At 44.4% G+C, this 22,023-nt stretch carries 19 protein-coding genes and 1 pseudogene; 12 read left to right on the top strand and 8 right to left on the bottom strand.

Annotated elements, in window-relative coordinates:
• Positions 1 to 191 precede the first annotated feature (191 nt).
• Both prfB and lysS read left to right on the top strand, forming a co-directional pair.
• A protein-coding gene (gene prfB, locus O9X84_RS01705; RefSeq protein ID WP_269517779.1) for a peptide chain release factor 2 occupies positions 192 to 1,290 on the top strand; the annotation gives its coding sequence in 2 pieces (ribosomal slippage) (positions 192 to 266 and positions 268 to 1,290; 1,098 coding nt in all).
• Positions 1,291 to 1,313: 23 nt separating this feature from the next.
• Complete coding sequence (gene lysS / locus O9X84_RS01710) at positions 1,314 to 2,885, top strand: lysine--tRNA ligase (protein ID WP_269517780.1); 1,572 nt, start codon at positions 1,314 to 1,316, stop codon at positions 2,883 to 2,885.
• Positions 2,886 to 2,902: 17 nt separating this feature from the next.
• Here lysS and O9X84_RS01715 read toward each other — a convergent pair whose 3' ends face one another.
• Genes O9X84_RS01715 through O9X84_RS01725 form a run of 3 tightly spaced genes read right to left on the bottom strand, consistent with a single transcriptional unit; the run spans position 2,903 to position 5,480 of the window.
• Positions 2,903 to 4,054 (bottom strand): ketopantoate reductase family protein, encoded by a 1,152-nt coding sequence (locus O9X84_RS01715; protein WP_269517781.1) that lies wholly within the window; start codon positions 4,052 to 4,054, stop codon positions 2,903 to 2,905.
• On the bottom strand, positions 4,017 to 4,904 hold the full coding sequence (locus O9X84_RS01720) for a pseudouridine synthase (protein ID WP_269517782.1): 888 nt from the start codon (positions 4,902 to 4,904) through the stop codon (positions 4,017 to 4,019). Before O9X84_RS01720 ends, O9X84_RS01715 begins: the two co-directional genes overlap by 38 nt.
• A 9-nt stretch (positions 4,905 to 4,913) precedes the next feature.
• Positions 4,914 to 5,480 (bottom strand): Hpt domain-containing protein, encoded by a 567-nt coding sequence (locus O9X84_RS01725; protein ID WP_269517783.1) that lies wholly within the window; start codon positions 5,478 to 5,480, stop codon positions 4,914 to 4,916.
• A gap of 307 nt (positions 5,481 to 5,787) precedes the next feature.
• Between O9X84_RS01725 and O9X84_RS01730 the strand changes: the two genes are divergently transcribed.
• The 4 genes from O9X84_RS01730 to O9X84_RS01745 all read left to right on the top strand — a co-directional run bounded on the left by O9X84_RS01730 (position 5,788) and on the right by O9X84_RS01745 (position 11,631).
• Positions 5,788 to 8,664 (top strand): M16 family metallopeptidase, encoded by a 2,877-nt coding sequence (locus O9X84_RS01730; protein ID WP_269517784.1) that lies wholly within the window; start codon positions 5,788 to 5,790, stop codon positions 8,662 to 8,664.
• A 62-nt stretch (positions 8,665 to 8,726) separates the two neighbouring features.
• The gene (gshA, locus tag O9X84_RS01735) at positions 8,727 to 10,346 is read left to right on the top strand and encodes a glutamate--cysteine ligase (RefSeq protein ID WP_269517786.1); all 1,620 of its coding nucleotides are present in this window, start codon (positions 8,727 to 8,729) and stop codon (positions 10,344 to 10,346) included.
• Between the two features lie 67 nt (positions 10,347 to 10,413).
• Positions 10,414 to 11,052 carry a transglycosylase SLT domain-containing protein gene (locus tag O9X84_RS01740; protein ID WP_269517788.1) on the top strand — a complete coding sequence of 213 codons (639 nt, stop codon included), beginning with the start codon at positions 10,414 to 10,416 and terminating at the stop codon, positions 11,050 to 11,052.
• Positions 11,053 to 11,508: 456 nt separating this feature from the next.
• Positions 11,509 to 11,631 carry a DUF3149 domain-containing protein gene (locus O9X84_RS01745; RefSeq protein ID WP_152561496.1) on the top strand — a complete coding sequence of 41 codons (123 nt, stop codon included), beginning with the start codon at positions 11,509 to 11,511 and terminating at the stop codon, positions 11,629 to 11,631.
• Positions 11,632 to 11,691: 60 nt separating this feature from the next.
• Here the strand turns inward: O9X84_RS01745 and smrB are convergent, their stop codons facing one another.
• Positions 11,692 to 12,291, bottom strand: coding sequence for an endonuclease SmrB (smrB, locus tag O9X84_RS01750; protein ID WP_269517791.1), 600 nt, complete (start codon positions 12,289 to 12,291; stop codon positions 11,692 to 11,694).
• 166 nt (positions 12,292 to 12,457) lie between these two features.
• Here smrB and prmB point away from each other — a divergent pair, with 166 nt between their 5' ends.
• The 4 genes from prmB (at position 12,458) to O9X84_RS01770 (ending at position 17,028) form a co-directional block, all read left to right on the top strand.
• A complete protein-coding gene (prmB, locus tag O9X84_RS01755) occupies positions 12,458 to 13,393 on the top strand; it encodes a 50S ribosomal protein L3 N(5)-glutamine methyltransferase (protein WP_269518002.1) in 936 nt (311 codons plus the stop codon).
• A 9-nt stretch (positions 13,394 to 13,402) separates the two neighbouring features.
• On the top strand, positions 13,403 to 14,500 hold the full coding sequence (gene aroC, locus O9X84_RS01760) for a chorismate synthase (RefSeq protein WP_269517793.1): 1,098 nt from the start codon (positions 13,403 to 13,405) through the stop codon (positions 14,498 to 14,500).
• Between the two features lie 124 nt (positions 14,501 to 14,624).
• Positions 14,625 to 15,851, top strand: coding sequence for an MFS transporter (locus tag O9X84_RS01765; protein WP_269517794.1), 1,227 nt, complete (start codon positions 14,625 to 14,627; stop codon positions 15,849 to 15,851).
• 97 nt (positions 15,852 to 15,948) lie between these two features.
• A complete protein-coding gene (locus O9X84_RS01770) occupies positions 15,949 to 17,028 on the top strand; it encodes a zinc-binding metallopeptidase family protein (RefSeq protein ID WP_269517795.1) in 1,080 nt (359 codons plus the stop codon).
• 5 nt (positions 17,029 to 17,033) lie between these two features.
• Here O9X84_RS01770 and O9X84_RS01775 read toward each other — a convergent pair whose 3' ends face one another.
• Complete coding sequence (locus tag O9X84_RS01775; RefSeq protein WP_269517797.1) at positions 17,034 to 17,774, bottom strand: peptidase; 741 nt, start codon at positions 17,772 to 17,774, stop codon at positions 17,034 to 17,036.
• Positions 17,775 to 17,944: 170 nt separating this feature from the next.
• Between O9X84_RS01775 and O9X84_RS01780 the strand changes: the two genes are divergently transcribed.
• Together O9X84_RS01780 and O9X84_RS01785 are read left to right on the top strand one after the other, a co-directional pair.
• Positions 17,945 to 19,399 (top strand): circularly permuted type 2 ATP-grasp protein, encoded by a 1,455-nt coding sequence (locus tag O9X84_RS01780; RefSeq protein ID WP_269517798.1) that lies wholly within the window; start codon positions 17,945 to 17,947, stop codon positions 19,397 to 19,399.
• A 1-nt stretch (position 19,400) separates the two neighbouring features.
• A complete protein-coding gene (locus O9X84_RS01785; RefSeq protein WP_269517800.1) occupies positions 19,401 to 20,321 on the top strand; it encodes an alpha-E domain-containing protein in 921 nt (306 codons plus the stop codon).
• A gap of 130 nt (positions 20,322 to 20,451) precedes the next feature.
• Here O9X84_RS01785 and O9X84_RS19600 read toward each other — a convergent pair whose 3' ends face one another.
• The 3 genes and pseudogenes from O9X84_RS19600 to sodB all read right to left on the bottom strand — a co-directional run bounded on the left by O9X84_RS19600 (position 20,452) and on the right by sodB (position 21,895).
• The gene (locus O9X84_RS19600; protein WP_442864489.1) at positions 20,452 to 20,646 is read right to left on the bottom strand and encodes a hypothetical protein; all 195 of its coding nucleotides are present in this window, start codon (positions 20,644 to 20,646) and stop codon (positions 20,452 to 20,454) included.
• Positions 20,632 to 21,142: pseudogene (locus O9X84_RS01790) on the bottom strand (SpoVR family protein); the annotation flags it as partial. The gene O9X84_RS19600 and the pseudogene O9X84_RS01790, both read right to left, overlap by 15 nt.
• 171 nt (positions 21,143 to 21,313) lie before the next feature.
• On the bottom strand, positions 21,314 to 21,895 hold the full coding sequence (gene sodB / locus O9X84_RS01795; RefSeq protein ID WP_032094491.1) for a superoxide dismutase [Fe]: 582 nt from the start codon (positions 21,893 to 21,895) through the stop codon (positions 21,314 to 21,316).
• Positions 21,896 to 22,023: the final 128 nt, after the last annotated feature.

The raw sequence follows: 22,023 nt of genomic DNA on the forward strand, positions 1-22,023 counted from the left end.
CAAGTGTAAGCTTAAAAAAATAAAAAGCAAGAGGGCGATTATTAAATGTCTAAACACGACAAGCGCAATTAAGACAAAAAGGGCTGGTAAAGTAGGCTGTCTAAATTGAGTCTTATTTACTGCAGCCTCTATCAAAATTGCTCTAAATTCGGTAGTATCCGCGGTCTTAATTTTTAATTAATAAGCGGACTATGTTTGAAATTAACCCGGTTACTAATGCGATAAAAGATATCCGCGAGCGCACCGACGCGCTTAGGGGGTATCTTTGACTTTGATGCGAAGTCAGAGCGTTTAGAAGAAGTAAGTCGAGAACTTGAAAACCCAGATGTGTGGAATGAACCAGACAAAGCGCAAGCACTGGGGAAAGAAAAGGTAGCCTTAGAGCAAATTGTGGAAACTATTCACAATCTAGACCAAGGCACCGAAGATGTTGAAGGTTTGGTTGAACTTGCCGTAGAAGCCGAAGACGAAGAGACATTCGAAGAAGCGCAAAATGAACTGAATAGTTTAATTGAGGCGCTAGAGAAACTTGAGTTTCGCCGTATGTTTTCCGGGCCAAACGATGCCAACGATTGCTACATTGATATTCAATCTGGCTCAGGCGGTACAGAGGCTCAAGATTGGGCGAATATGCTGCTGCGTATGTATCTTCGCTGGGGTGAAGCTCACGGTTTTAAAACCGAACTTATCGAAGTATCAGACGGTGATGTAGCCGGCATAAAAAGTGCGACATTACGCATTCAAGGTGAGTATGCCTTTGGCTGGCTGCGTACCGAAACAGGCGTCCATCGCCTAGTTCGAAAGTCGCCATTTGACTCTGGCAATAGAAGACACACCTCGTTTTCTTCGGCGTTTGTATACCCTGAAGTTGACGACGATATTGATATCGATATCAATCCTTCCGATTTGCGTATTGATACCTACCGAGCCTCAGGTGCCGGTGGACAGCACGTAAACCGAACGGACTCCGCTGTGCGTATTACCCATGAGCCCACCGGAATTGTGGTGCAGTGCCAGAACGATCGCTCGCAGCACAAAAACAAAGACCAAGCCATGAAGCAGTTGAAAGCGAAACTCTATGAGTTTGAACTGCAAAAGCAAAACGTTGAAAAACAAGCGATGGAAGACAGTAAGTCAGATATCGGGTGGGGGAGCCAAATACGGTCTTACGTATTAGACGATTCTCGCATAAAAGATTTGCGTACTGGCGTTGAAACACGCAACACCCAGGTTGTCCTTGATGGCGATTTGGATAAATTCATTGTAGCTAGCCTGAAGTCTGGGCTGTAGACCGAACAACGAAGTGAAAGGTTATGACTGACCAACAAACTGACGATAACAAATTGATTGCAGAGCGCCGTGCTAAGTTAAGCGCTATTCGTGAGCAGTGCCGTGCAAACGGTTTCCCTAACAGCTTCCGTCGCGAAAATTACGCCGACGAATTACAAGCTAAGTTCGGTGAATTCGATAAAGAAACGCTGCAAGAGCAGGGTAATAAAGTAAGCATCGCCGGACGTATTATGGCGAAACGCGGTCCATTCATGTTGCTTCAAGACATGACTGGACGTATTCAGGCCTATGCTGACAAAGATACGCAGAAAGTGCTTAAAGCCAAATACGGTGCGTTAGATATTGGCGATATTATTGGTGTTGCCGGTGATTTGCACAAATCTGGCAAAGGCGACTTATACGTTAACATGGCCGAATACGAGCTGCTGACTAAAGCACTGCGCCCATTGCCTGAGAAGTTTCATGGCTTAAGCGATCAGGAAACTAAGTATCGTCAGCGCTATGTAGATTTGATCACCAGTGAACAAACCCGTAAAACCTTTATGATCCGCAGCAAAATTGTGAGTGGTATTCGCAATTATCTCACTAAGCGTGACTACTTAGAGGTAGAAACGCCAATGCTGCAGGTTATTCCAGGCGGCGCTACTGCGAAGCCTTTCGTTACGCACCACAATGCGTTAGACATTGATATGTATTTGCGCATCGCCCCTGAGCTTTACCTAAAACGCTTGGTTGTAGGTGGGTTTGAACGTGTGTTCGAAATTAACCGCAACTTCCGTAACGAAGGCTTATCAACTCGTCACAATCCAGAGTTTACTATGCTTGAGTTTTATCAAGCCTACGCGGATTACAACGATTTGATGAATCTTACCGAAGATATGCTTCGCACCTTGGCAGAAGACATCCTTGGCACTAGCATTATTACCAATACCACAAAAGACGCTGATGGCAACGTAACCAGTGAAGTTCAGTACGACTTTGGCCAGCCTTTTGAGCGCTTAAGCATGGGCGATGCTATTTTAAAATATTGGCCAGAGGCCAATGAAGCAGCAATCCGCGACCCAGAAGCGAACCTCGATGCGCTGAAATCCATGGCAAAGCAGCTTCATATTAAAGAGCCAGAGGTAGACGGTATTTGGGGTGCAGGTAAATACTTGTGTGAAATTTTTGAAGCCACTGCAGAAGAGAAACTAGAACAACCGACGTTTATTACTGAATATCCGTGGGAAGTATCTCCGTTAGCGCGTCGCAACGACAATAACCCATTTATCACTGACCGTTTTGAGTTCTTCGTTGGCGGTCGTGAATTGGCTAACGGCTTTAGTGAGCTTAACGACCCAGAAGATCAAGCGGAACGATTTGCTAAGCAAGTGGTAGAAAAAGACGCTGGCGACGATGAAGCTATGCATTTTGATGACGATTACATTCGCGCCCTTGAGTATGGCTTACCGCCTACAGCGGGTGAAGGTATTGGCATCGACAGATTAGCAATGCTGTTTACCGACAGCTCTACCATTAAAGATGTTATTTTGTTCCCTCACATGAAGCCTCAAGCAGGCAACGACGCTGAGGCAAAAGACTCAAAAGCCGAGTAAAAAAACCGAATAAAAAGCTAGACAAGGAGCGCTTTCACGCGCTCTACAAGAAGGGTATTGGTGGGAACGCTAATACCCTTTTTCTTTGCCATAGACACAATATAGCCGTTGATCGCGTCTATCTCAGTTTCACGTTTATACTGTACATCTTGATGCATACTGGAAAAATTACTTCCCGTCGCCTTTGCTATCTGCACTACCTTGTCTTTAACTTCACTAAGGTCAAAGTGCTCGCCGCAAGCTCGAGCTACTGCTACAAATTCTTGGCAAATATCGTGTATCAGTTCTTTGTAGCTCTCATCACAAATAGCAAGGTTTGGGACATTATTAAGCGCAGTTAGTGGGTTTATGACTGCGTTTACTGCAAGCTTGCTCCAAAGCGCGTGTAGGATGTCGTTGGAGAGTGCCACTGGTGGCAACGTCTTATTCAGTAAGGTATAGGCTGTCACCAGCTGTCTGCTTTCACGCTCTGACTTTGATAGCTTGCCGGTTTTCCCTAAACTGTCTGTTTTCAATAGATGGTCTGTTTTCAATAGGTGATCTGTTTTTAATAAACTATCAGCATTGAATGAGTCGTCTAACGCACACAGGTTAGGGTGTTTTATACTGCCTAGCGTAGTACTTCCCAAGCCCGTATACACGAGCTGTTGCTGTGCATCGTCACTTTGCTTTTTCAACGCACCGTGGCTCGTTGTCGCTAATAACAGTGGATAGTCATCACCTAGTAAAGCCCGCGCTATTTCTTGTCCGCCCATACCATTTTGTAGCAATACAATAACGGGTTTGGCGTGTAAAAACGGTAGCCATTGGCGAAGAGCCGACTCCAGTTGATACACTTTAAGCGGAAATATTAGCACATGGTCGGCATCAATTTTTGTGGGTGATGCAATAGCGCCTTGTAGGGGAAAAGAATGCCCATCAAGCCATGTTGCTTCGTTTGGAATACTAGACTTGTTTGGAATGTTAAAAGATGTAGCAAGTGTTGGTTTATCACAACGCTTAGTAGCTTCATTGCGGTGCAAGGGCGAGTAAACCCGAGGGTAGCGAGTATAAGTCACTTTATGCTTTTCAGCGCCCGCCGCCAAAAGACTCCCAATGGCACCACTGCCCACAATATGTAAGTGCGTCATATCAGTTAGGTTGTCCGGCTGCGCTAAGGGAGCTGTCATGAGAGTAGCGAGAGGGCAGTGCCGGCCATGCAAAATTATCGGGGTTTGCGACAGTCAAAAGCCACTGCTTAACGGTAGCATCGTTAAATTCATCGCCCTCTAATAGAGGCGCGGTAAAGGTCAATGTGCCGCTTTTCAAAGGTAATGAAAGCATAAAGGCGTGCAAATACAATCGGTCGGCACTGCTACCGCCGTAAAGTGAATCCCCTAAAATAGGTGCGCCTATGCTTTTTAAAGCAACTCTTATTTGGTGAGTTTTACCTGAATGGGGCTTTAATAAAAAACCGCGGATCCCTTGTTTTGCCGACTGGCTAAAGAATTGAGTGATGGCAGGATTGTCAGTGGTTTTTAACAAAATATGTTGGCCACCTCGTCGGTTTTTCATGTCGCCGATGATTAAGCCCTGCTTTTTCTTCGGCTTTTTATCACTGAGCGCTAAGTAGTACTTACTTACCTGGCGAGCCTCGAATAGCAAACCAATTTCTGCTGCCAAATGCTCATTTTCAGTAAGGCATAAACAGCCAGAAGTGCCGGTGTCTAAGCGGTGGCATAGATACAATTGAGGTACATTCAACTGCCGTTTTAATAACTCGACTATACCCAGTTTCTGACCACGCTCTGCAATACGCTCTTTGCTGTGTTCTGACTCAAGCCCAACCTCATTTTGGCGTCCACTGTTATCGAATTGCTTTTTGTTGTCAGTTTGCGCTGTATTTTCATCATGCAGGTTATGACTGCTGAGTTTATCACCCTCGCTATGCTCAGAAGACCGAGTATGCATGGCAACGCCAACAGGCTTATTGACAACAATGATGCCCTTACCACGATAAATAATGGGTATGTGCTGCACTCGTTAGCTTCACTTAGCTTCTAGGGTTGTCAAAGCTTCTTCATAATCTAGCTCGTCCACCGCTTCAATAATTGCTGCGCGCTTTTCATCGCTAAGATTCATTGCACTTAGCCATTCATCAAGGGAACTTTGTGATATAAATTCACTGGCTTTTAGCGCTGCGACAAGGTGCTTACTAGCGCGTTCTGCGGCTGCGCTATTGGTTGTGGTATCCTGCGTGTTTGATACAGCCGGTTCGGTCGTAATGCTGTCTATTTCGGCAACAGTGTCGTTAAGCAACACAGCAAATGAAGAGTAACCACTTGATAACTGTTGTTCGTTTCTAATGGCACTTTCTATTGGCTTGCTGTTGTTGTGAAGCGCGAAAAGGCCTAAGTTACCAGACACGCCTTTGAGAGTGTGCATAAGAGAATAGGCTTCGTCATATTGCTCGTTGTGCATCAGAGTCTGTAAATCTGAATCTAAGTTTCGATATTCATCTGTAAATTTACCGAGCAAAGTAAATAAGAGTTTTTTGTTTCCGCTTAACTGCGACATTCCAAATTCGAGATCGACTAATGGGGTTGACTTATCCATTCAAGTATCCTTCTACAACACGTTAAGGCGACGTTGATCCAACGTCGTTGGTCATTGCTTTACTACCATTGAGCGAAACATTATAGCACTGGTCTGTAATACCAGAGATGATAGAACTCATGATGGTGATAGTCTATTTCAAGATCACATAAATTTATATAGTCATCGCGTTACCAGTACAAGTAAAGCATCCAAATTTCTGTTAATCTTCGGTGTCAATGCTACGTCCTCATCCTATTGTAAAATAATAAAATTATCGCTTCTAAAAAGTGCGATTTATAACGTTGTTAGTTGAAAAGGAATAAACATGCCGCTACATCCCTCCATCCGTATCGTCTGTATAGCGCTTCTAGTGTTAATAATTGGCGCTTGCCAAAGGGTGAAGGTCGATGAATCACAAACAGTAAGTTCAGTGTCTATTCCTTTTGAAAAATATACATTGGATAACGGCCTAACTGTCATTCTTCACGAAGACAACTCAGACCCACTGGTACACGTAGACGTGACCTACCACGTTGGCTCAGCAAGGGAAGAAGTGGGTAAATCAGGATTCGCCCACTTTTTTGAGCACATGATGTTCCAAGGCTCAAAGCATGTTGCTGATGAGCAGCATTTTAAGGTTATCACTGAATCGGGCGGAAACCTTAACGGTACAACAAATACAGACAGGACCAATTATTTTGAGACCGTACCTGCTAATCAATTAGAAAAGGTGTTGTGGCTTGAGTCTGATCGCATGGGTTACTTGCTTGACGCAGTAGACCAAGAGAAGTTCGAAAATCAGCGGGAAACGGTAAAAAACGAAAGAGCTCAACGAGTTGATAATCAGCCCTATGGCCTTCGATTTGAGCTAAACGGCGAAGCGCTCTATCCCGAGGGGCACCCTTATTCATGGTTAACAATAGGCTACGTTGAAGATTTAGACCGCGTAAACGTTAACGATTTAAAGGCATTCTTTAAACGTTGGTATGGACCAAACAATGCAGTGCTCACCATTGGCGGCGATATTGATGTGGCCAAAACAAAAGCACTTATTCAGCAGTATTTTGGCGATATACCCACAGGGCCAGAGGTTACGGATGCTAAGCCTCAGCCTGTGACGCTTGATGAAACGCGTTACTTAACCTTAGAAGACAAAGTGCATTTGCCCCTGCTGCAAATAACATACCCCACGGTATACGCCCGTCACGTTGATGAAGCACCCTTAGATGTGTTGGCTAATATTCTTGGCGGTGGTAAAACGTCGTTGTTTTATAAGAACTTGGTAAAGCAAGGAATGGCGGTGCAGGCCGCTGTGTCTCACCCCTGTCGCGAGCTAGCCTGTGAGTTTCAGCTATTGGCCTTGGCCAATCCCGCTAAAGTGACGTCGCTAGCGACACTTCAACAAGCGCTCAACGATACATTAAAAGAGTTTGAGACCCGAGGGGTTACCGCCGATGACCTTGCCAGAACGAAAGGTCAGCTAGAATCTAGGACAGTATTTGGGCTTCAAAGCGTTTCAGGTAAAGTCTCTGCGCTTGCAGCAAATGAAACCTACTACAAAACTCCCGACCTCATTGCAGAAGACATTGCGCGATACAATTCAGTTACCGCTAGCGACATTATGCGTGTATACAATGAGTATATTAAAGACGCCAACAGCGTTGTATTGAGTGTTGTGCCAAATGGTAGCCCTCAGCTTGCTGCGGCAGAGCCGACGTTCGAGCGACCCACGCGCACACTGCCCGATGACCAATTACAATCTGAGCATCAATTAGCCTCTGCAAAGCATAAAGGTGACAATGAATCGTTCGTTAGCGCAGCGTCAACATTTGATAGAAGCATTATGCCAAGTGCTGGGCCTGCGCCGGTTTCTAAAGTGCCAGACTATTGGGAACGTTCGCTACATAATGAGATTAAGGTGCTCGGCGTAACCAGTAATGAAACGCCCACGGTAACCATAACCTTAGGTATGGACGGTGGCATGTTACTAGATCCGGAAGGCAAAGCAGGCACCGCTTACCTTACGGCGCTACTGATGAACGAGACTACGAAAAACTACAGTAATGAAGACTTAGCAAACGAACTTGCTAAGCTAGGCAGTTCGATTCGCTTTAGCACTGGTGGAAGGTTTACTCAGATGTCGGTGTCTACACTGACGAAAAATATTAAACCCACGCTAGCGTTAATGGAAGAGAAGCTGTTTAACCCTGCATTTACTGAAGCAGATTTCTCGCGCATGAAAGAACGAGTTCTGCAGGGCTTGCAGCAGCAGGCAAAAACGCCCTCTAGCCTAGCGCAGAGAGCCAAAGACTTAATTCTGTTTGGGGAAGAAAATCGAGTAAGTTTGCCTGATGGAGGCACTATAGCGTCGGTAAACAATATTACCTTGGATGATGTAAAAGCATTTTACGAACGCTATTATTCACCCGCAAAAGCCAGCATGGTTGTTGTGGGTAACCTGACGCCAGAGCAGACCATGGAAGCGCTTGGTTTTTTAAATAATTGGGAAGGGCAAGACTATGAATTTGTCGATTACCATGAATTTCCTCAGTACAAAAAGCAAAACCTGTATGTAGTACACAGTCCTGATGCGGTGCAGTCGGTGGTGTATATTGTGGATAGAGGTTTACCCTTTGATGCCACAGGTGAATATTTTAAATCTCGACTTATGAATTTCCCGCTAGGTGGAGCCTTTAACAGTAGAATCAATTTAAATCTACGGGAAGATAAAGGTATAACCTACGGTGCGAGCAGCGGCTTCGTGGGTGGAAAAACCTTAGGTTGGTTTGAAGTGAGTACTGATTTAACCGCAAAGGATACTGCACTGGGCATTAAAGAGATTTTTGCCGAGATAAATGCGTATAAAGAAAAAGGCGTTACTGAGTCTGAAATTGAATTTATGCGAAATGCCTTTACATTAAGTGATGCATTGGCATTTGAAACACCCTCTAGCAAAGCTCGCTTTTTACGACAGTTGCTAAGCTATGATTTGAAAAAAGGATATCGAGACGAGCAACTCGATATCATTAACCGCATAGATAAAGCTGCTATTAACAGGCTAGCGAAACAATATTTGAATGCTGATAAGATGCAAATTATTGTAGTGGGTGATAAGACAAAGATTTTGCCACAGCTGGGCGCATTAAATATGCCGATGGTTGAATTATCGGTAGAGGACAACAAGCGAGAAGCGTTAGACTAAACAGCCAACGTATCTTGAATTTACACTATTGCCGCCCATGACTTCCAAAACTGGGCGCAATAATGACATCACGGAATACCATTTTGACAGCAGACAACACTTGTTTCGACGCGCGCGTTAAAGCGCTTAAATCGCCAGAATTTTTAGCCTCGTTAAAAGACATAAAGCGTGGTGTAGAGCGAGAGGCGCTTCGAATCAATCCAAACGGTACATTGGCACAAACGCCACATCCTAAGCCGTTGGGCTCGGCCCTGACTCACGAATCTATCACGACCGATTTTTCTGAGTCTTTGTTAGAGTTTATCACTCCACCAGAAGCAAGTTCGGCAAAGACCATTGCGCAGCTCAAAGATATTCATCGCTTCGTTGCTGATAATATCGAGGACGAGCAAATTTGGCCCCTTAGTATGCCCTGTTTTATTGATGATGAGACGGAAATTCCCATTGCGTACTTTGGCGAGTCTAACGTGGGTAAAATGAAGCGAGTGTATCGCATAGGGCTAAAAAACCGCTACGGTAGTATGATGCAGGCCATCGCGGGTGTTCATTTTAACTTTTCGCTCCCAGAGAGCTTTTGGGCACTGTGGGCGAAGCAAAACGGCACTACCCATTCGCAAAATCAAACGTCGGCAGAATATTTTGGCCTAATTAGAAACTATCGCCGCTTGTGCTGGTTAATCCCTTATTTATACGGTGCGTCTCCAGCTTTGTGCAGCTCATTCTTAAAAGGCAAGGAACACAGTCTGCCGTTTAAGAAGGTGGGTAAAGGTACACTTTACATGCCTTACGCCACGTCCCTAAGAATGAGTGACCTAGGCTATACCAGTGCAGAGCAGTCTTCATTAAAAATTTGCTATAACGAATTGGATAACTATGTGCGTTTGTTGCAAGATGCAATGAAGACGCCGTCTACTCGATTTGAGCGATTTGCCTCTGGCGAGGGTGGAAATTATCAGCAGCTTAATCACAATATTATTCAAATTGAGAACGAGCTCTATTCTCCTATTCGTCCTAAGCAGCCTACTGAGTCAATGGAGAAGCCTACCGACGCTCTCGTAAGGCGCGGTATTAGCTATATAGAAGTGCGCGCATTAGATGTAAACCCGTTTTCAGCCATAGGCATCTCTGATACGCAGTTTAATTTTCTTGATGTATTTCTGCTTTCCTGTTTGCTGATGCCCAGTGAAGCTTTAGACGAACAACAGCTTAATGAAGCAAAAGAAAATATGGATCGCGTTGTATTGGACGGACGAAACCCGGAGCTAATGCTGACAGAAAACGGCAACGCGGTGTCGTTACCTCAATGGAGTGAAAAGCTTTTTGAATACTTTGGCCAAGCGGCCACATTGCTTGATGAAGCGAATAACACAAAACAATACACCAAGGCGGTGAGTGACGAATACGCTAAAATTCAAAACCCCGCTTTAACGCCTTCAGGGAAAATGCTTCAGACTCTGTTAGATGGTGACAAAGACAATAGTATTTTTGGGTTAGAGTTAGCGCAGAAATACAGCAACGAAATGAAAGGGTTTGACTACACGTTTACCGATAGTGCTGAGTTTGTAAGACAGGGCGAAAGCTCTTTTGACGCACAGCGAGAAATAGAGGCGTCAGATGAAAAAGACTTTGATACCTTTATTACTGACTACTTTGCCGAGCCCCCAGCAAAAAAAAATGCCTGACATCTGTCAGGCATTAAAGGGTTCCAGGGAAACACACATTTTACTAGAACATTAATTAAGACACGCTATGGACCAAAAGTTCAAAAAATGGGTTGTTTTTTTATCAGCCCTCATCGTTCTATTTCCACTGTTAATCGCAGGGTGTGCCACAACGCCCCCAAAAAACAGCAGTAACTTGTGTGAAATCTTCTACGAAAAAGAAGATTGGTATGATGCCGCTGCCGATGCGAGGGATAAATGGGGCGTTCCAATTCATATTCCTATGGCGATGATGTACCAAGAGAGCTCTTTTAGACACGATGCACTTCCTCCCAGAGATTATGTTTTTTTTGGCTTAGTTCCTTGGGGTCGAGTGAGCTCAGCTTACGGCTATTCACAAGCGAAAACGCCCACTTGGGAAGATTACATAAGAGAAACAGATAGCAGTGGCGCCGATAGAGACGACTTTGAAGATGCCATTGATTTTATGGGGTGGTTTATCTACAAATCGCAAAAGGTTAATGGTGTGTCCAAGTGGGATGCTTACGCCCAGTATCTTAATTATCACGAAGGTTGGGGCGGGTATAAACGACGCAGCTACGATAGAAAGCCATGGCTTAAAAAGGTGGCATCAAAGGTCAAAGCGCGCTCATTACGCTATGCCACTCAGTTAAAAACCTGTGAAGAAGATCTTCAGAAAGGTTGGTTTATGAAGCTTTTCAGCTAAAGCTACTTCCTTCGTAAGCCGTTTGTTTTTGTCGCTCAGCCGGCTGTTACACGCTCTTTGAAATTAGCGTATTAATAAGCTGCATCTATCAAAAAAAAATTATAAAACATCAGAACAAAAAAAGAGGAGGTAGATTATCTCTACCCCCTCAGCGACGCTAAGCTAAGACCGTTTTTTTGACCCAACGTCGAACAGGCACACTCAATGTATTGTAAATGAGAATGATTTGCAATAGCAATTTGATGTATTTTTTGTGACCCTTCTATTTCTTGATGCAGATCAAGATACCCATGCAAAACCATTCATCCTTTCTACGCTGTTGATCTAGATCATAACCGCAGCTCTCGGTCTTCCATACACTTCAACTATAGATTTCTTATTCACGTGCTTGTTTACGTGTTTATTTAACGTACTAATTTTACGTACCTATTTAACGTATTTATGGAGAGAACAATTATGTTGTGGACAATGATTAAAGATCCGGTGGTGTGGGGTTCGCTGTTAGGTATAGGTATTATTGTTGGAATGATGGTGTACTACACCTATTTGTTCATGCACAACAGCGCAGCTGGAAAATAAACCTGGTTGCTTTAAACGGCAGATGCAGCCAGGCCTCTATTTTCAAAAAGTAGAGTGCAGCTACTGTTTGCCAGCCATTACCGGCACATCAAGCAGTACCAGTAAAGCAGCTTTACCGCCATACTCTAATGGGGCCTGGTGAAACGCTTTAACGTGGGGATGTTGAACCAAGTAATGGGGCAGGGCGGCTTTCAGTACACCCTGACCAAAGCCGTGCATAATACAGGCGCAGTCTACAAGGTCTTTTCTCGCGGCGTAAATGAGCGCGGCAATTTCACCTTTTGCCATTTCTCTGGTCAGTCCGTGAAGATCTAAATGTAGCTCTGGCGAAAAATCACCTCGTCGTAATTGTTTTAACACATGGGTGGGCACATCGCTGCGGCAATAACGCATCGGGCCTTCTTGTGGCAATACGGCTTGGTACATGTCTGAAAAGTTAAACGACGCAGCAAGTTGTTTACTGTGTTTAAGATTTTTAGCCGACGACTGCTGTTTCTTTTTAAACAGCTCTACTTGCTTATTTGGCTCTACTTTATCTTGAGCCAACGGTTTTACGCCTGCCATTGCGTCGGTGAACGAAAAGGTCTCTTCTTGAACAGCAGGCGCGAGCGTACTTTGCTGCTTTTTCAACGCTTTCAATTCTTTTTTAAACACTTTCATAATGAATCTAATCTGCATTGGGCTTTCAAAGAAGCAAGAAGCTTCTGTCAAAAGCGAGCGTTAATAAAATACCTTTCGACGCTGCTGCACCCACAGTTAATTATGTGAATTAGCATGAAGTTTGGGTATGATACCAGCTTTCAAAATATTGATGTACCCAAACGCTATGACCGATAAGTTTTACCTAGAAGAAGCCATTGACGATCTGCATACATTGCTGGATATGACCCGATGGGCAACAAGCCGTTTTAATGACGCTGAACTCTACTTTGGTCACGGCACTGACAATGCGTGGGACGAAGCCACAAGCTTGGTATTGCAAGCCCTTCACCTTCCACACCCAATTCTATCGTCAGTGGGAGAACATATATTGTCTTCTCGCCTTACAAAAAGTGAGCGTGAGAAAATAGCAGAGCTTGTATTAAAGCGTGTACAAACACGCATGCCTTTGCCCTACATGACTAACGAAGCATGGTTTTGCGGTATGCCGTTCTATGTTGACGAACGAGTGCTAATTCCTCGTTCACCCTTTGCTGAGTTAATTCAAAACCACTTTTCGCCGTTTGTAGAAAACGAGCCGTCGAACATTCTTGATATGTGTACTGGGGGAGCCTGCATTGCAATAGCACTTGCACATGCTTATCCAGAAGCGCAAGTAGATGCGGTGGACATTAGCTCAGACGCACTTGAAGTGGCAGATATCAACATACAAGAGCATGGCCTTAGTCATCGCGTTTATCCCATTCAGTCTGATTTATTCACAAGCCTAGAAGGCCAAAAGTACGACTTAATTATTTCAAACCCGCCGTATGTTGATGCACAAGATATGGCAGACCTCCCTGAAGAGTATCATCATGAGCCAGAACTCGCGCTAGCCGCAGGAGAAGATGGCCTTGATTTGGTCGATACCATGTTGCGTCAGGCCCCTTCGTATTTAAATGATGGCGGTTGGCTATTTATCGAAGTGGGTAATAGCGAAGTGCACATGAATGAGAGATTCCCTGGCTTAGAAGTTATTTGGTTAGAATTTGAAAACGGCGGCCAAGGCATCTTTGCTGTGAATAAAGACACACTGGTTCAGTATTTTAGTAGTAAGGATTAATGGTTAATTATGTCAGGTAACAGCTTCGGGAAACTTTTTACTGTAACCACGTTTGGAGAAAGCCACGGTATTGCCATTGGTGGTGTCGTAGACGGTTGTCCTCCAGGATTGGAAATTACTGAAGAAGACCTTCAGATTGATTTAGACAGAAGAAAGCCGGGAACGTCTCGTTATACCACTGCTCGTAGAGAAGATGATGAGGTACAAATCCTCTCAGGCGTTTTTGAAGGAAAAACAACGGGAACCAGTATTGGCCTGTTAATTAAAAACAAAGACCAACGAAGCCAAGATTACGGCAATATTGCCGACCGGTTTCGTCCAGGCCACGCCGACTATACCTACGATCAAAAATATGGCAGCCGCGATTATCGCGGAGGTGGTCGCTCATCTGCTCGCGAGACAGCTGTTCGCGTAGCAGCGGGGGGTATTGCAAAAAAATACCTTAAAGAAGTTCACGGTATTGAAGTGTTGGGTTACCTATCTCAACTAGGCCCCATTGCCGTAGAGAACGTTGATCATTCTATTACCAATACCAATCCTTTTTTCTGCCCAGACGAGAGCAAACTAGAAGCTCTCGACGAATACATGCGCGATTTAAAGAAGTCTGGCGACAGTATTGGCGCGAAAGTGTCAGTGGTCGCTAAGAACGTGCCTGTAGGACTTGGTGAGCCAGTGTTTGACAGACTAGATGCAGAAATTGCTCATGCCATGATGGGTATCAATGCGGTTAAAGGCGTTGAAATTGGCGACGGATTTGACGTTATTAATCAAAAGGGCAGTGAGCATCGCGATACGCTGACTCCTGACGGCTTCGCGTCTAATCATGCCGGTGGCGTACTTGGTGGTATTTCTACGGGGCAAGACATTGAAGTTCACATGGCATTAAAGCCAACGTCGAGTATTTCTGTGCCAGGTACGACCATCAATAAGCAAAACGAAGAAATTGATATTGTGACAAAAGGTCGCCATGACCCCTGCGTTGGCATTCGCGCTGTGCCTATTGCTGAGGCAATGATGGCGCTAGTGTTGATGGACCATCTATTGCGCCACCGCGCACAAAACATGGGCGTTGTATCAACGACAGCCCCGATTTCCGGCAGTCGTTAGACGCTACTGTCTATCGTTTATAACACTTGGCTTCCTGTATTACGTTATTGGCGCTCTAATATCACATTAGTGGCGCCTTTTATTTGGTCGGTGTAAATGGAATTTATACATATGGAGATACGCATTGACGCTTTCTAGCCATTCTTCGGTTACCAGTAAAAAGTCTCTCATTATTTTAGCATTAACCTATTGGCTCTACTTTGGTCAACTTGGCGTGCTTGTTCCCTATTTAGGTATTTTTTTAGACGGTCGAGGCTTCTCGTCGCAGGACATAGGTGAGCTATTTGCTGTTATTACGTTAGCGCGTATTTTAGGGCCCGGACTGTGGGCAGGCGTAGCAGATAAAACGGGCAATGCGGTTGGCATTTTGCGACTTGGCTGCTTGCTTACGGTGCTCACTTTTAGCTCGGTGTTTTACTTTTCTAGCTTTTGGGGCCTCACTCTTGCCTTCGGTCTTATGATGATGTTTTGGACTGCGGTATTGCCTCAGCTGGAGGTGATCACAATGAACGCAGTTTCTACGAGCTCAGCAAACTACGGGCAAATAAGACTATGGGGCAGCATCGGTTTTATCTGCTTGACAGTGACTGCGGGTAAAGCCCTCGATATATTTTCCACCGAAACTCCGGTGTATGTCAGTGTTGGGGTGCTATCGCTACTATTCATCAGCACATTATTCATTACCGCACCCGCTAAAAAATCAGAATCTGACAATGAGCCTGGAAGTATTTGGACGTTCGTTAAGCAAAAACCGTTTGCGGTATTTATTTTTGCCTCTGCATGTCTACAAATTAGCTTTGGTGCTTTCTATGGCTTCTTTGCATTGTACATGCGAGATCTCGGATACTCTGGTCAGCAAACCGGCGTATTTATCGCACTTGGTGTGCTGGCTGAGGTGGGCATATTCTTAGTTGCCAGGCATCTTATTAGCCGTTTTGGCGTGTGGAATTTGCTGTTTGCGAGTATCGCGTTGACGGCTCTGCGATGGTACTTGCTTGCCGACTTTGCGCAACATGTATCTGTCATCGTGCTTAGCCAAGTTATTCACGCATTAAGCTTTGGATTAACACACGCGGTGTCTGTGCACTTTATTCATCAGTATTTACCCGCAGCATTCCACAGCCGCGGGCAAGCCGTGTATATCAGTATTGCCTTTGGTTTAGGGGGCGCGTCTGGTAATTACCTTGCAGGCCAGCAGTGGTCACAAGGCACCAATGCCTATGAAACCTTTGTGACTGCAGCCGTTTTCGCTGCTGTCGGGGCGCTGTCTCTTTTCTTGTGCTCTAAAAAAGTGATGGATGGTTCATCTAAACTCGACACTTCTAAAGTAGCGGCAGGCTCTATTAAGTAAACGTCGTTACACACACCGGTCTGTGTAATGAGGCCTAGTCCCTTGCATTATTATGCCCTATACTCTGGCGCTGACTGTTGTTGTCTTAGGAATCACTTTGAAGAACTTCACGTGCCAATGTGGTAATACTGTTCATTTTCCAAATACCCACTGTATTGCTTGTCAATTGCCCCTCGGCTTTGTACCAGAAGAGATTCGGTTAAGTGCATTTACCACCGATGTCTCGGGTAATTTACAGGCCGCCATCAATGGGAAAACATATCGTAAATGCAAAAATTACGAAGGCCTTGATGTGTGTAATTGGATGGTGCCAGCAGATGACCCCCATGAATATTGCTTGTCGTGTCGGCTGAATGAGACTATTCCGAATTTGCAAGAACCAGGTAATCTTGAACTTTGGTTTCGCCTTGAAGCCGCTAAGCGAAGATTACTTTATACGTGTTTGCAGTTACGATTACCTATAGAAGACAGAAAGTCTAACCCTAGAACTGGTCTGGGTTTTGCGTTTAAACAAGACCAAGTTGAAGATCAATTTGGCAATGAGTTAATCGTAAAAGAGTGGGTGACAACAGGCCATGCTAATGGGCTTATTACGATAAACCTGAACGAGGCTGATCACGCTGTGCGAGTGCAAATGCGCGAGAAAATGGGTGAGCGCTATCGTACTTTACTCGGTCACTTTCGCCATGAGTCTGGGCATTACTTTTGGGACAGACTGGTCGCCAACAGTCACTATCTCGAGGAGTTTCGCCGTTTATTTGGCGATGAAAGGTTGGATTATATCAGTGCGCTACAAAATTATTATGCCAATGGGCCCTCCCAAAATTGGCAAAATGTTTGGATTAGCGCATATGCTTCTATGCATCCCTGGGAAGATTGGGCTGAAACCTGGGCTCATTACCTGCACATGGTTGATACATTAGAAACTGCCAATCAATATCAATTTAGCGTATCTGGTAATCTTATTGCCAATCCTATTTCTACCCATATACATCACGACGATACTTATACTGCGGTCAGTTTTACTCATTTGTTTAACGATTGGTGTCAATTAACAAAAGTACTGAACGGTCTCAATCGAAGTATGGGGCATGATGATGCATACCCCTTCATTATATCGATTAGTGCATTGGATAAGCTTAGATTTGTTCATGAAGTCATCATGGGGCAAGACTAGAGTCTTTAGCGAGACTTTTCCCATTCAAAACGAGGTAAGCGTTGAAACGCTTGTTTCAGCCCCTCGTTCCACTGCTTTTGTACCGACTTATACATAGGACTGTTTTGCCCCAAAACGCTATGGTAGGGCGATTCAATGACATTTTCCTTATGTATTGCTAACTCAATCGGCGGACCAACTGAGATATTACTCCTGATCGTGGAGTCGAGAGACACGATGGCGCATCGTGCTGCGTCCTCTAATGATGTATTGGGTGAAATCATACGGTCGAGAATGGGCTTGCCATACTTGTTCTCGCCGATTTGTAAAAAAGGCGTCTCGGGTGACGCCGCAATAAAGTTACCTTGCGGATAAATGAGAAAAATCTCACTGGGTTGCCCTGTAATTTGACCGCCTAAAATAAAACTTGATTCATTACTCGATTTTGACCGTTCCATTGCACTGTTGTGTAAGGTTTGTTCGCGCTGACTCAGACGGCCAATATACTGAGCAACTTCGTGCAAGTGCTTACCCTTGCTAATATCGAACTCTACGTCGGGATCATCGAGGTCAGCATCGATAGCATTAATGACTGCCTGAGAAGTTGCTAGACTGCCTGACGTTAGCAGTGTTAAGGAACGGTTATCCTCAAAAATATACCGACTCATCTTGCTATATGTGGCAACGTAATCGACGCCCGCATTGGTGCGAGAGTCGGATGCCAATACCAGCCCTTTATTTACACTAATAGCCAAACAATATGTCAAAGCGATGCTCCATGATGTACAGTGAAAGAAAGTGATGAAATTATAATCAGGGTTTTCACAAGTATAGTGTGGATTGAGAATGCAGTAATAGCAATATAATCTGAGCCTTAGAAGCTTAGCTTGAGAATAAAAATTGATGATTATGTCTTCAAAAAAAGGGAGTTCGTAGTATGGCAATTGTGTGGAAAAACTTTGATGTAGGACCATTTTTTGACGAGTTGGTCGTTACGGCAGGCGAGCCGCGTCATTACGCTTCCGATCTATGTAGTTACTTAGAGAACTTAAGTGATGCAGAAATAAACGAATATAAAATAGCGGCTGAATCAGCGATTAAAGTAATGGGTATTACTTTTCGTGTTTACAACGATGAAGAAGGGTCAATCGATCGCGCCTGGCCATTTGACATAGTTCCGCGCTTAATTCCCTATGAAGAATGGCAAGACATTGAAAAGGGGTTAGTTCAGCGAGTCAAAGCATTAAATATGTTTATTGACGACCTCTACAATGAGCAAAATGTTGTAAAAGACGGTGTATTTCCTTCTGAGTTACTCGAAAAGTCAAAGAACTTTCTGCCTCAATGCAACGGTATCAAGCCGCCGCAAGGAGTGTGGGCACATATTTGTGGCTCCGATTTAGTTCGCGACCAACACGGTACGGTGTATGTATTAGAAGATAACTTGCGCGTTCCAAGCGGTGTTTCATATATGCTAGAAAATCGGCAGGTAATGAAACGCGTGTTTCCAGAGATGTTCGAAAAGTACGACATAATGCCAGTAGATGATTACCCGTCTGATCTCTATGACATGCTAGCCAATTTATCTCCCCGTGATATTGATGAGCCCGAGATTGTGGTGCTTACTCCAGGAATCTATAACTCTGCCTACTTCGAACATGCTTATTTGGCGCAGCAGATGGGAGCAGAGTTAGTTGTTGGCAGTGATTTAGTTGTGGAAGATGACAATTGCGTTTACATGCGAACAATAGACGGACTTAGTAGAGTTGATGTCATCTATCGTCGAATTGATGACGCATTCATGGATCCTGAAGTATTTAATCCTGAATCAACACTTGGGGTTCCTGGAGTCATGCGCGCGTGGAAAGCCGGTAATGTCGCTTTAGCTAACGCTCCCGGCTCTGGCGTTGCTGATGATAAAGTGGTGTATAGCTTTGTGCCGCAGCTCATTAAGTACTATTTGGATGAAGAGGCCATACTACCAAACGTACCCACATATAGATGTATTGACGCAAAAGATCGCGAATATGTTTTAGAGAATATTGCCAGCATGGTAGTAAAACCCGCGAATGAATCTGGTGGATACGGAATGTTAATAGGCCCACACAGTAGCGCGAAAGAGCATGATGAGTTCCGCAAGCTTATACAGGATGATCCGCGAAATTATGTTGCTCAGCCTATGTTGTTGTTATCTACAGCACCAACGATGGTGGGTAATAGCGTAGAAGGTCGCCATCTAGATTTACGTCCATTCATTCTCAGCGGTAAAGATATCAAAGTAACAATGGGAGGATTGACCCGTGTTGCAATGGTTAAAGGTTCTACTGTGGTTAACTCGTCGCAGGGTGGCGGCAGTAAAGATACGTGGATTGTAAAAGCGGAGGGACAATAATATGTTATCACGCGTAGCAAGTAATCTCTGCTGGTTAGGACGATACCTTGAGCGTACCGAAAATACCGCTCGCCTCATCAGTGTTAACGCTAATCTATTGTTAGACCTTCCAAAAGTGATTGTTCTGGGCTGGGAGCCCATTGTTGATATTGTTTCTGGACGAGAGGCGTTTGATGAGCGATATCAAAACGCAGATGAAAAAAGCGTCATTAAATTTATGGTGAGTGGTCCAGACTACTCAGGCTCTATTTTGGCGTCGCTGGAAAATGCTCGTGAAAATGCACGGACTATACGCGAAATAATACCGCGGGAAGTGTGGGAACAAATTAATGAGTTATACCTGTTCGTCAAAGAGCACGGCGATAAAGCGGTAATAAGGCGCACGCGCTATGAATTTTTAACTGAAATAATAGAGTCTATCCAAAAAATAACCGGAATACTTGCGGGCACCATGACGCGTGATGAGGGATATCAGTTTCTGCGGATTGGGCGCAACCTAGAACGTGCTGATATGACCACGAGGATTATAGACGTCCGTTCGGCAACATTATTACCTGAGACTGAAACTGAGCAGGCTGCTTTTGAAAACCTGCAGTGGATGAGCGTGCTGAAATCAATGACTGCGTATCAAATGTATCGCCGTGAGGTGCGCCTTCGTATTCGCCGTGCAGATGTATTGAAATTTTTGCTATTAAACGAAAAGTTTCCGCGATCGTTGCGCCATGCACTGCATCAAGTTAAAGGGTGTATCAACGAGCTGCCTCACTGTGAATCAGTGGCGCTGGCCATTCAAAAGGTTGATTCACAGCTTACAGAGGCTAATCCGCAACTTTTGATTCAAGATAAATTACACGAATTTATTGATGATATGCAGTTTGGCATTATCGCTGTATTCGACGAAATTCAGGAAACCTATTTTTAACCTTGTAGTAAGGGGGCAGCGCTTTTCTAGTGCCGCTACCTAACCACTTCATGACAAAAGAAAGCTGGGCGTTTGGCATTTTTATGTTTAACGCTTGAGCCCTTTTGCCGAAGACTATAATACTAAAATTCTAAGGTTCGGATTTCGTCAGGCTGCACTGTGAAATGACGTCGGTTTTACCGCATTTATGCTCTTGCTCTAACCTGACATCAAATTTCCACAGTCGATGTAAATGACGCATAACCTTATCTTTTGACTCGGCAAGAGGGATATCGTGTTGAGGGGTGTAGCGTAATGTTAGCGAATAGTGCGCATTTTTTTCAATAAAATAGAGTAAGTTTTCCTGTGGCTCACTAGGAAAACAACGGGGGTGTGTATTATGTTTTTGTGCGTTCTCCGGCAGTGTTCGCCATAGTTCATTGACCTGCGACTGTAGGTATGTCTCGCGTTCTTGCAGACGGTTCTTTTGTTCCTGTAGGGATATTTTCTGAGGCCGCTTATACCTATCTACGCCAAAGTTCATTAACGCGTGGCACGAATCAAGAATATTCTCTACATCTTCAAAGCCAAATTTTTGTTCGCATTCGGCAATATAGTTTTTAGCAAACACTAGGTAGTCGATGATTGAGCCAGCGTCGGTCCAAGTTTTAAATAGATAGCTGCCTTTAAAAAAGGAGTTGTGGCCGTAGCATGCATGGCCCATAACTAACGCCTGCATGGTGATGGTGTTTTCTTCCATTAAATAAGCAATACAAGGGCTTGAATTAATGACTATTTCATACGCTAACCTCATTTGCCCCCCGTTTATACTGCTGCTCAGTAATCTCAATGAAGGTAAGGTTTTGTAGGTTAACTTTTTAAGAGAGTTTTTGTCGCCGAAAGCAAAAAAGCCTCGCTAGTGCGAGGCTTTCATATTCAGCTATTTGTAGCGATTTATTTCTATTCAGTGACCGCTCTGTATAGCGCTCACCCTGTCTAGAAACAGAGGTCGCTTACGCTAGGTTGCTATTAGCAAATTCCCAGTTTACCAATGCCCAGAAGTTTTCTAGGTACTTAGGACGAGCATTACGGTAATCGATGTAATACGCGTGTTCCCAAAGGTCAACAGTTAGGATTGGCGTTAGCGAGTCGCCTGAAATAGGTGTTTCAGCATTGCTTGTATTAACAATGTCTAGGCTGCCGTCAGCTGTTTTTACTAGCCACGTCCAGCTTGAACCGAAGTTGTTCACTGCTTTGTCATTAAACGCGGCTTGGAAGTCAGCGAATGAGCCCCATTTTGCATTGATTGCGTCAGCTACTGCACCTGTTGGCTCGCCGCCGCCATTTGGGCTTAAGCAATTCCAGTAGAAAGTATGGTTCCAAACTTGAGCTGCGTTATTGAATACACCGCCTTCAGAAGCCTTAATGATTTCTTCTAGGCTCTTGCTCGCCATATCAGTACCTTCTACTAGGCCATTAAGCTTAGTTACGTAGGTGGCGTGATGCTTGCCATAGTGGTATTCAAGTGTCTCAGCTGAAATATGCGGTTCTAGTGCATTTTGTTCGTATGGTAATGCTGGTAATTCAAAAGCCATGTCGGTCTCCATGATTGGTTTTGTGTATGTAACGTTATCAACCCTCTAAAGCCTGCTATTAGAGGACAAGGTGCTAATTTAGCTCACTAATATCGTTATGTGTATTGTTTCGAAATAAAGCGTTTCGA

Origin of the sequence: Alteromonas sp. BMJM2, assembly GCF_027257845.1 — a bacterium.
Classification (GTDB): domain Bacteria; phylum Pseudomonadota; class Gammaproteobacteria; order Enterobacterales; family Alteromonadaceae; genus Alteromonas.

Excerpts from the sequence above, each read along its gene's own strand:
- lysS (WP_269517780.1), top strand. The coding sequence starts at position 1,314 with ATGACTGACCAACAAACTGACGATAACAAATTGATTGCAGAGCGCCGT.
- O9X84_RS01715 (WP_269517781.1), bottom strand. The coding sequence starts at position 4,054 with ATGACAGCTCCCTTAGCGCAGCCGGACAACCTAACTGATATGACGCAC.
- O9X84_RS01725 (WP_269517783.1), bottom strand. The coding sequence starts at position 5,480 with ATGGATAAGTCAACCCCATTAGTCGATCTCGAATTTGGAATGTCGCAG.
- O9X84_RS01730 (WP_269517784.1), top strand. The coding sequence starts at position 5,788 with ATGCCGCTACATCCCTCCATCCGTATCGTCTGTATAGCGCTTCTAGTG.
- gshA (WP_269517786.1), top strand. The coding sequence starts at position 8,727 with ATGACATCACGGAATACCATTTTGACAGCAGACAACACTTGTTTCGAC.
- O9X84_RS01740 (WP_269517788.1), top strand. The coding sequence starts at position 10,414 with ATGGACCAAAAGTTCAAAAAATGGGTTGTTTTTTTATCAGCCCTCATC.
- O9X84_RS01745 (WP_152561496.1), top strand. The coding sequence starts at position 11,509 with ATGTTGTGGACAATGATTAAAGATCCGGTGGTGTGGGGTTCGCTGTTA.
- smrB (WP_269517791.1), bottom strand. The coding sequence starts at position 12,291 with ATGAAAGTGTTTAAAAAAGAATTGAAAGCGTTGAAAAAGCAGCAAAGT.
- prmB (WP_269518002.1), top strand. The coding sequence starts at position 12,458 with ATGACCGATAAGTTTTACCTAGAAGAAGCCATTGACGATCTGCATACA.
- aroC (WP_269517793.1), top strand. The coding sequence starts at position 13,403 with ATGTCAGGTAACAGCTTCGGGAAACTTTTTACTGTAACCACGTTTGGA.
- O9X84_RS01780 (WP_269517798.1), top strand. The coding sequence starts at position 17,945 with ATGGCAATTGTGTGGAAAAACTTTGATGTAGGACCATTTTTTGACGAG.
- O9X84_RS01785 (WP_269517800.1), top strand. The coding sequence starts at position 19,401 with ATGTTATCACGCGTAGCAAGTAATCTCTGCTGGTTAGGACGATACCTT.
- sodB (WP_032094491.1), bottom strand. The coding sequence starts at position 21,895 with ATGGCTTTTGAATTACCAGCATTACCATACGAACAAAATGCACTAGAA.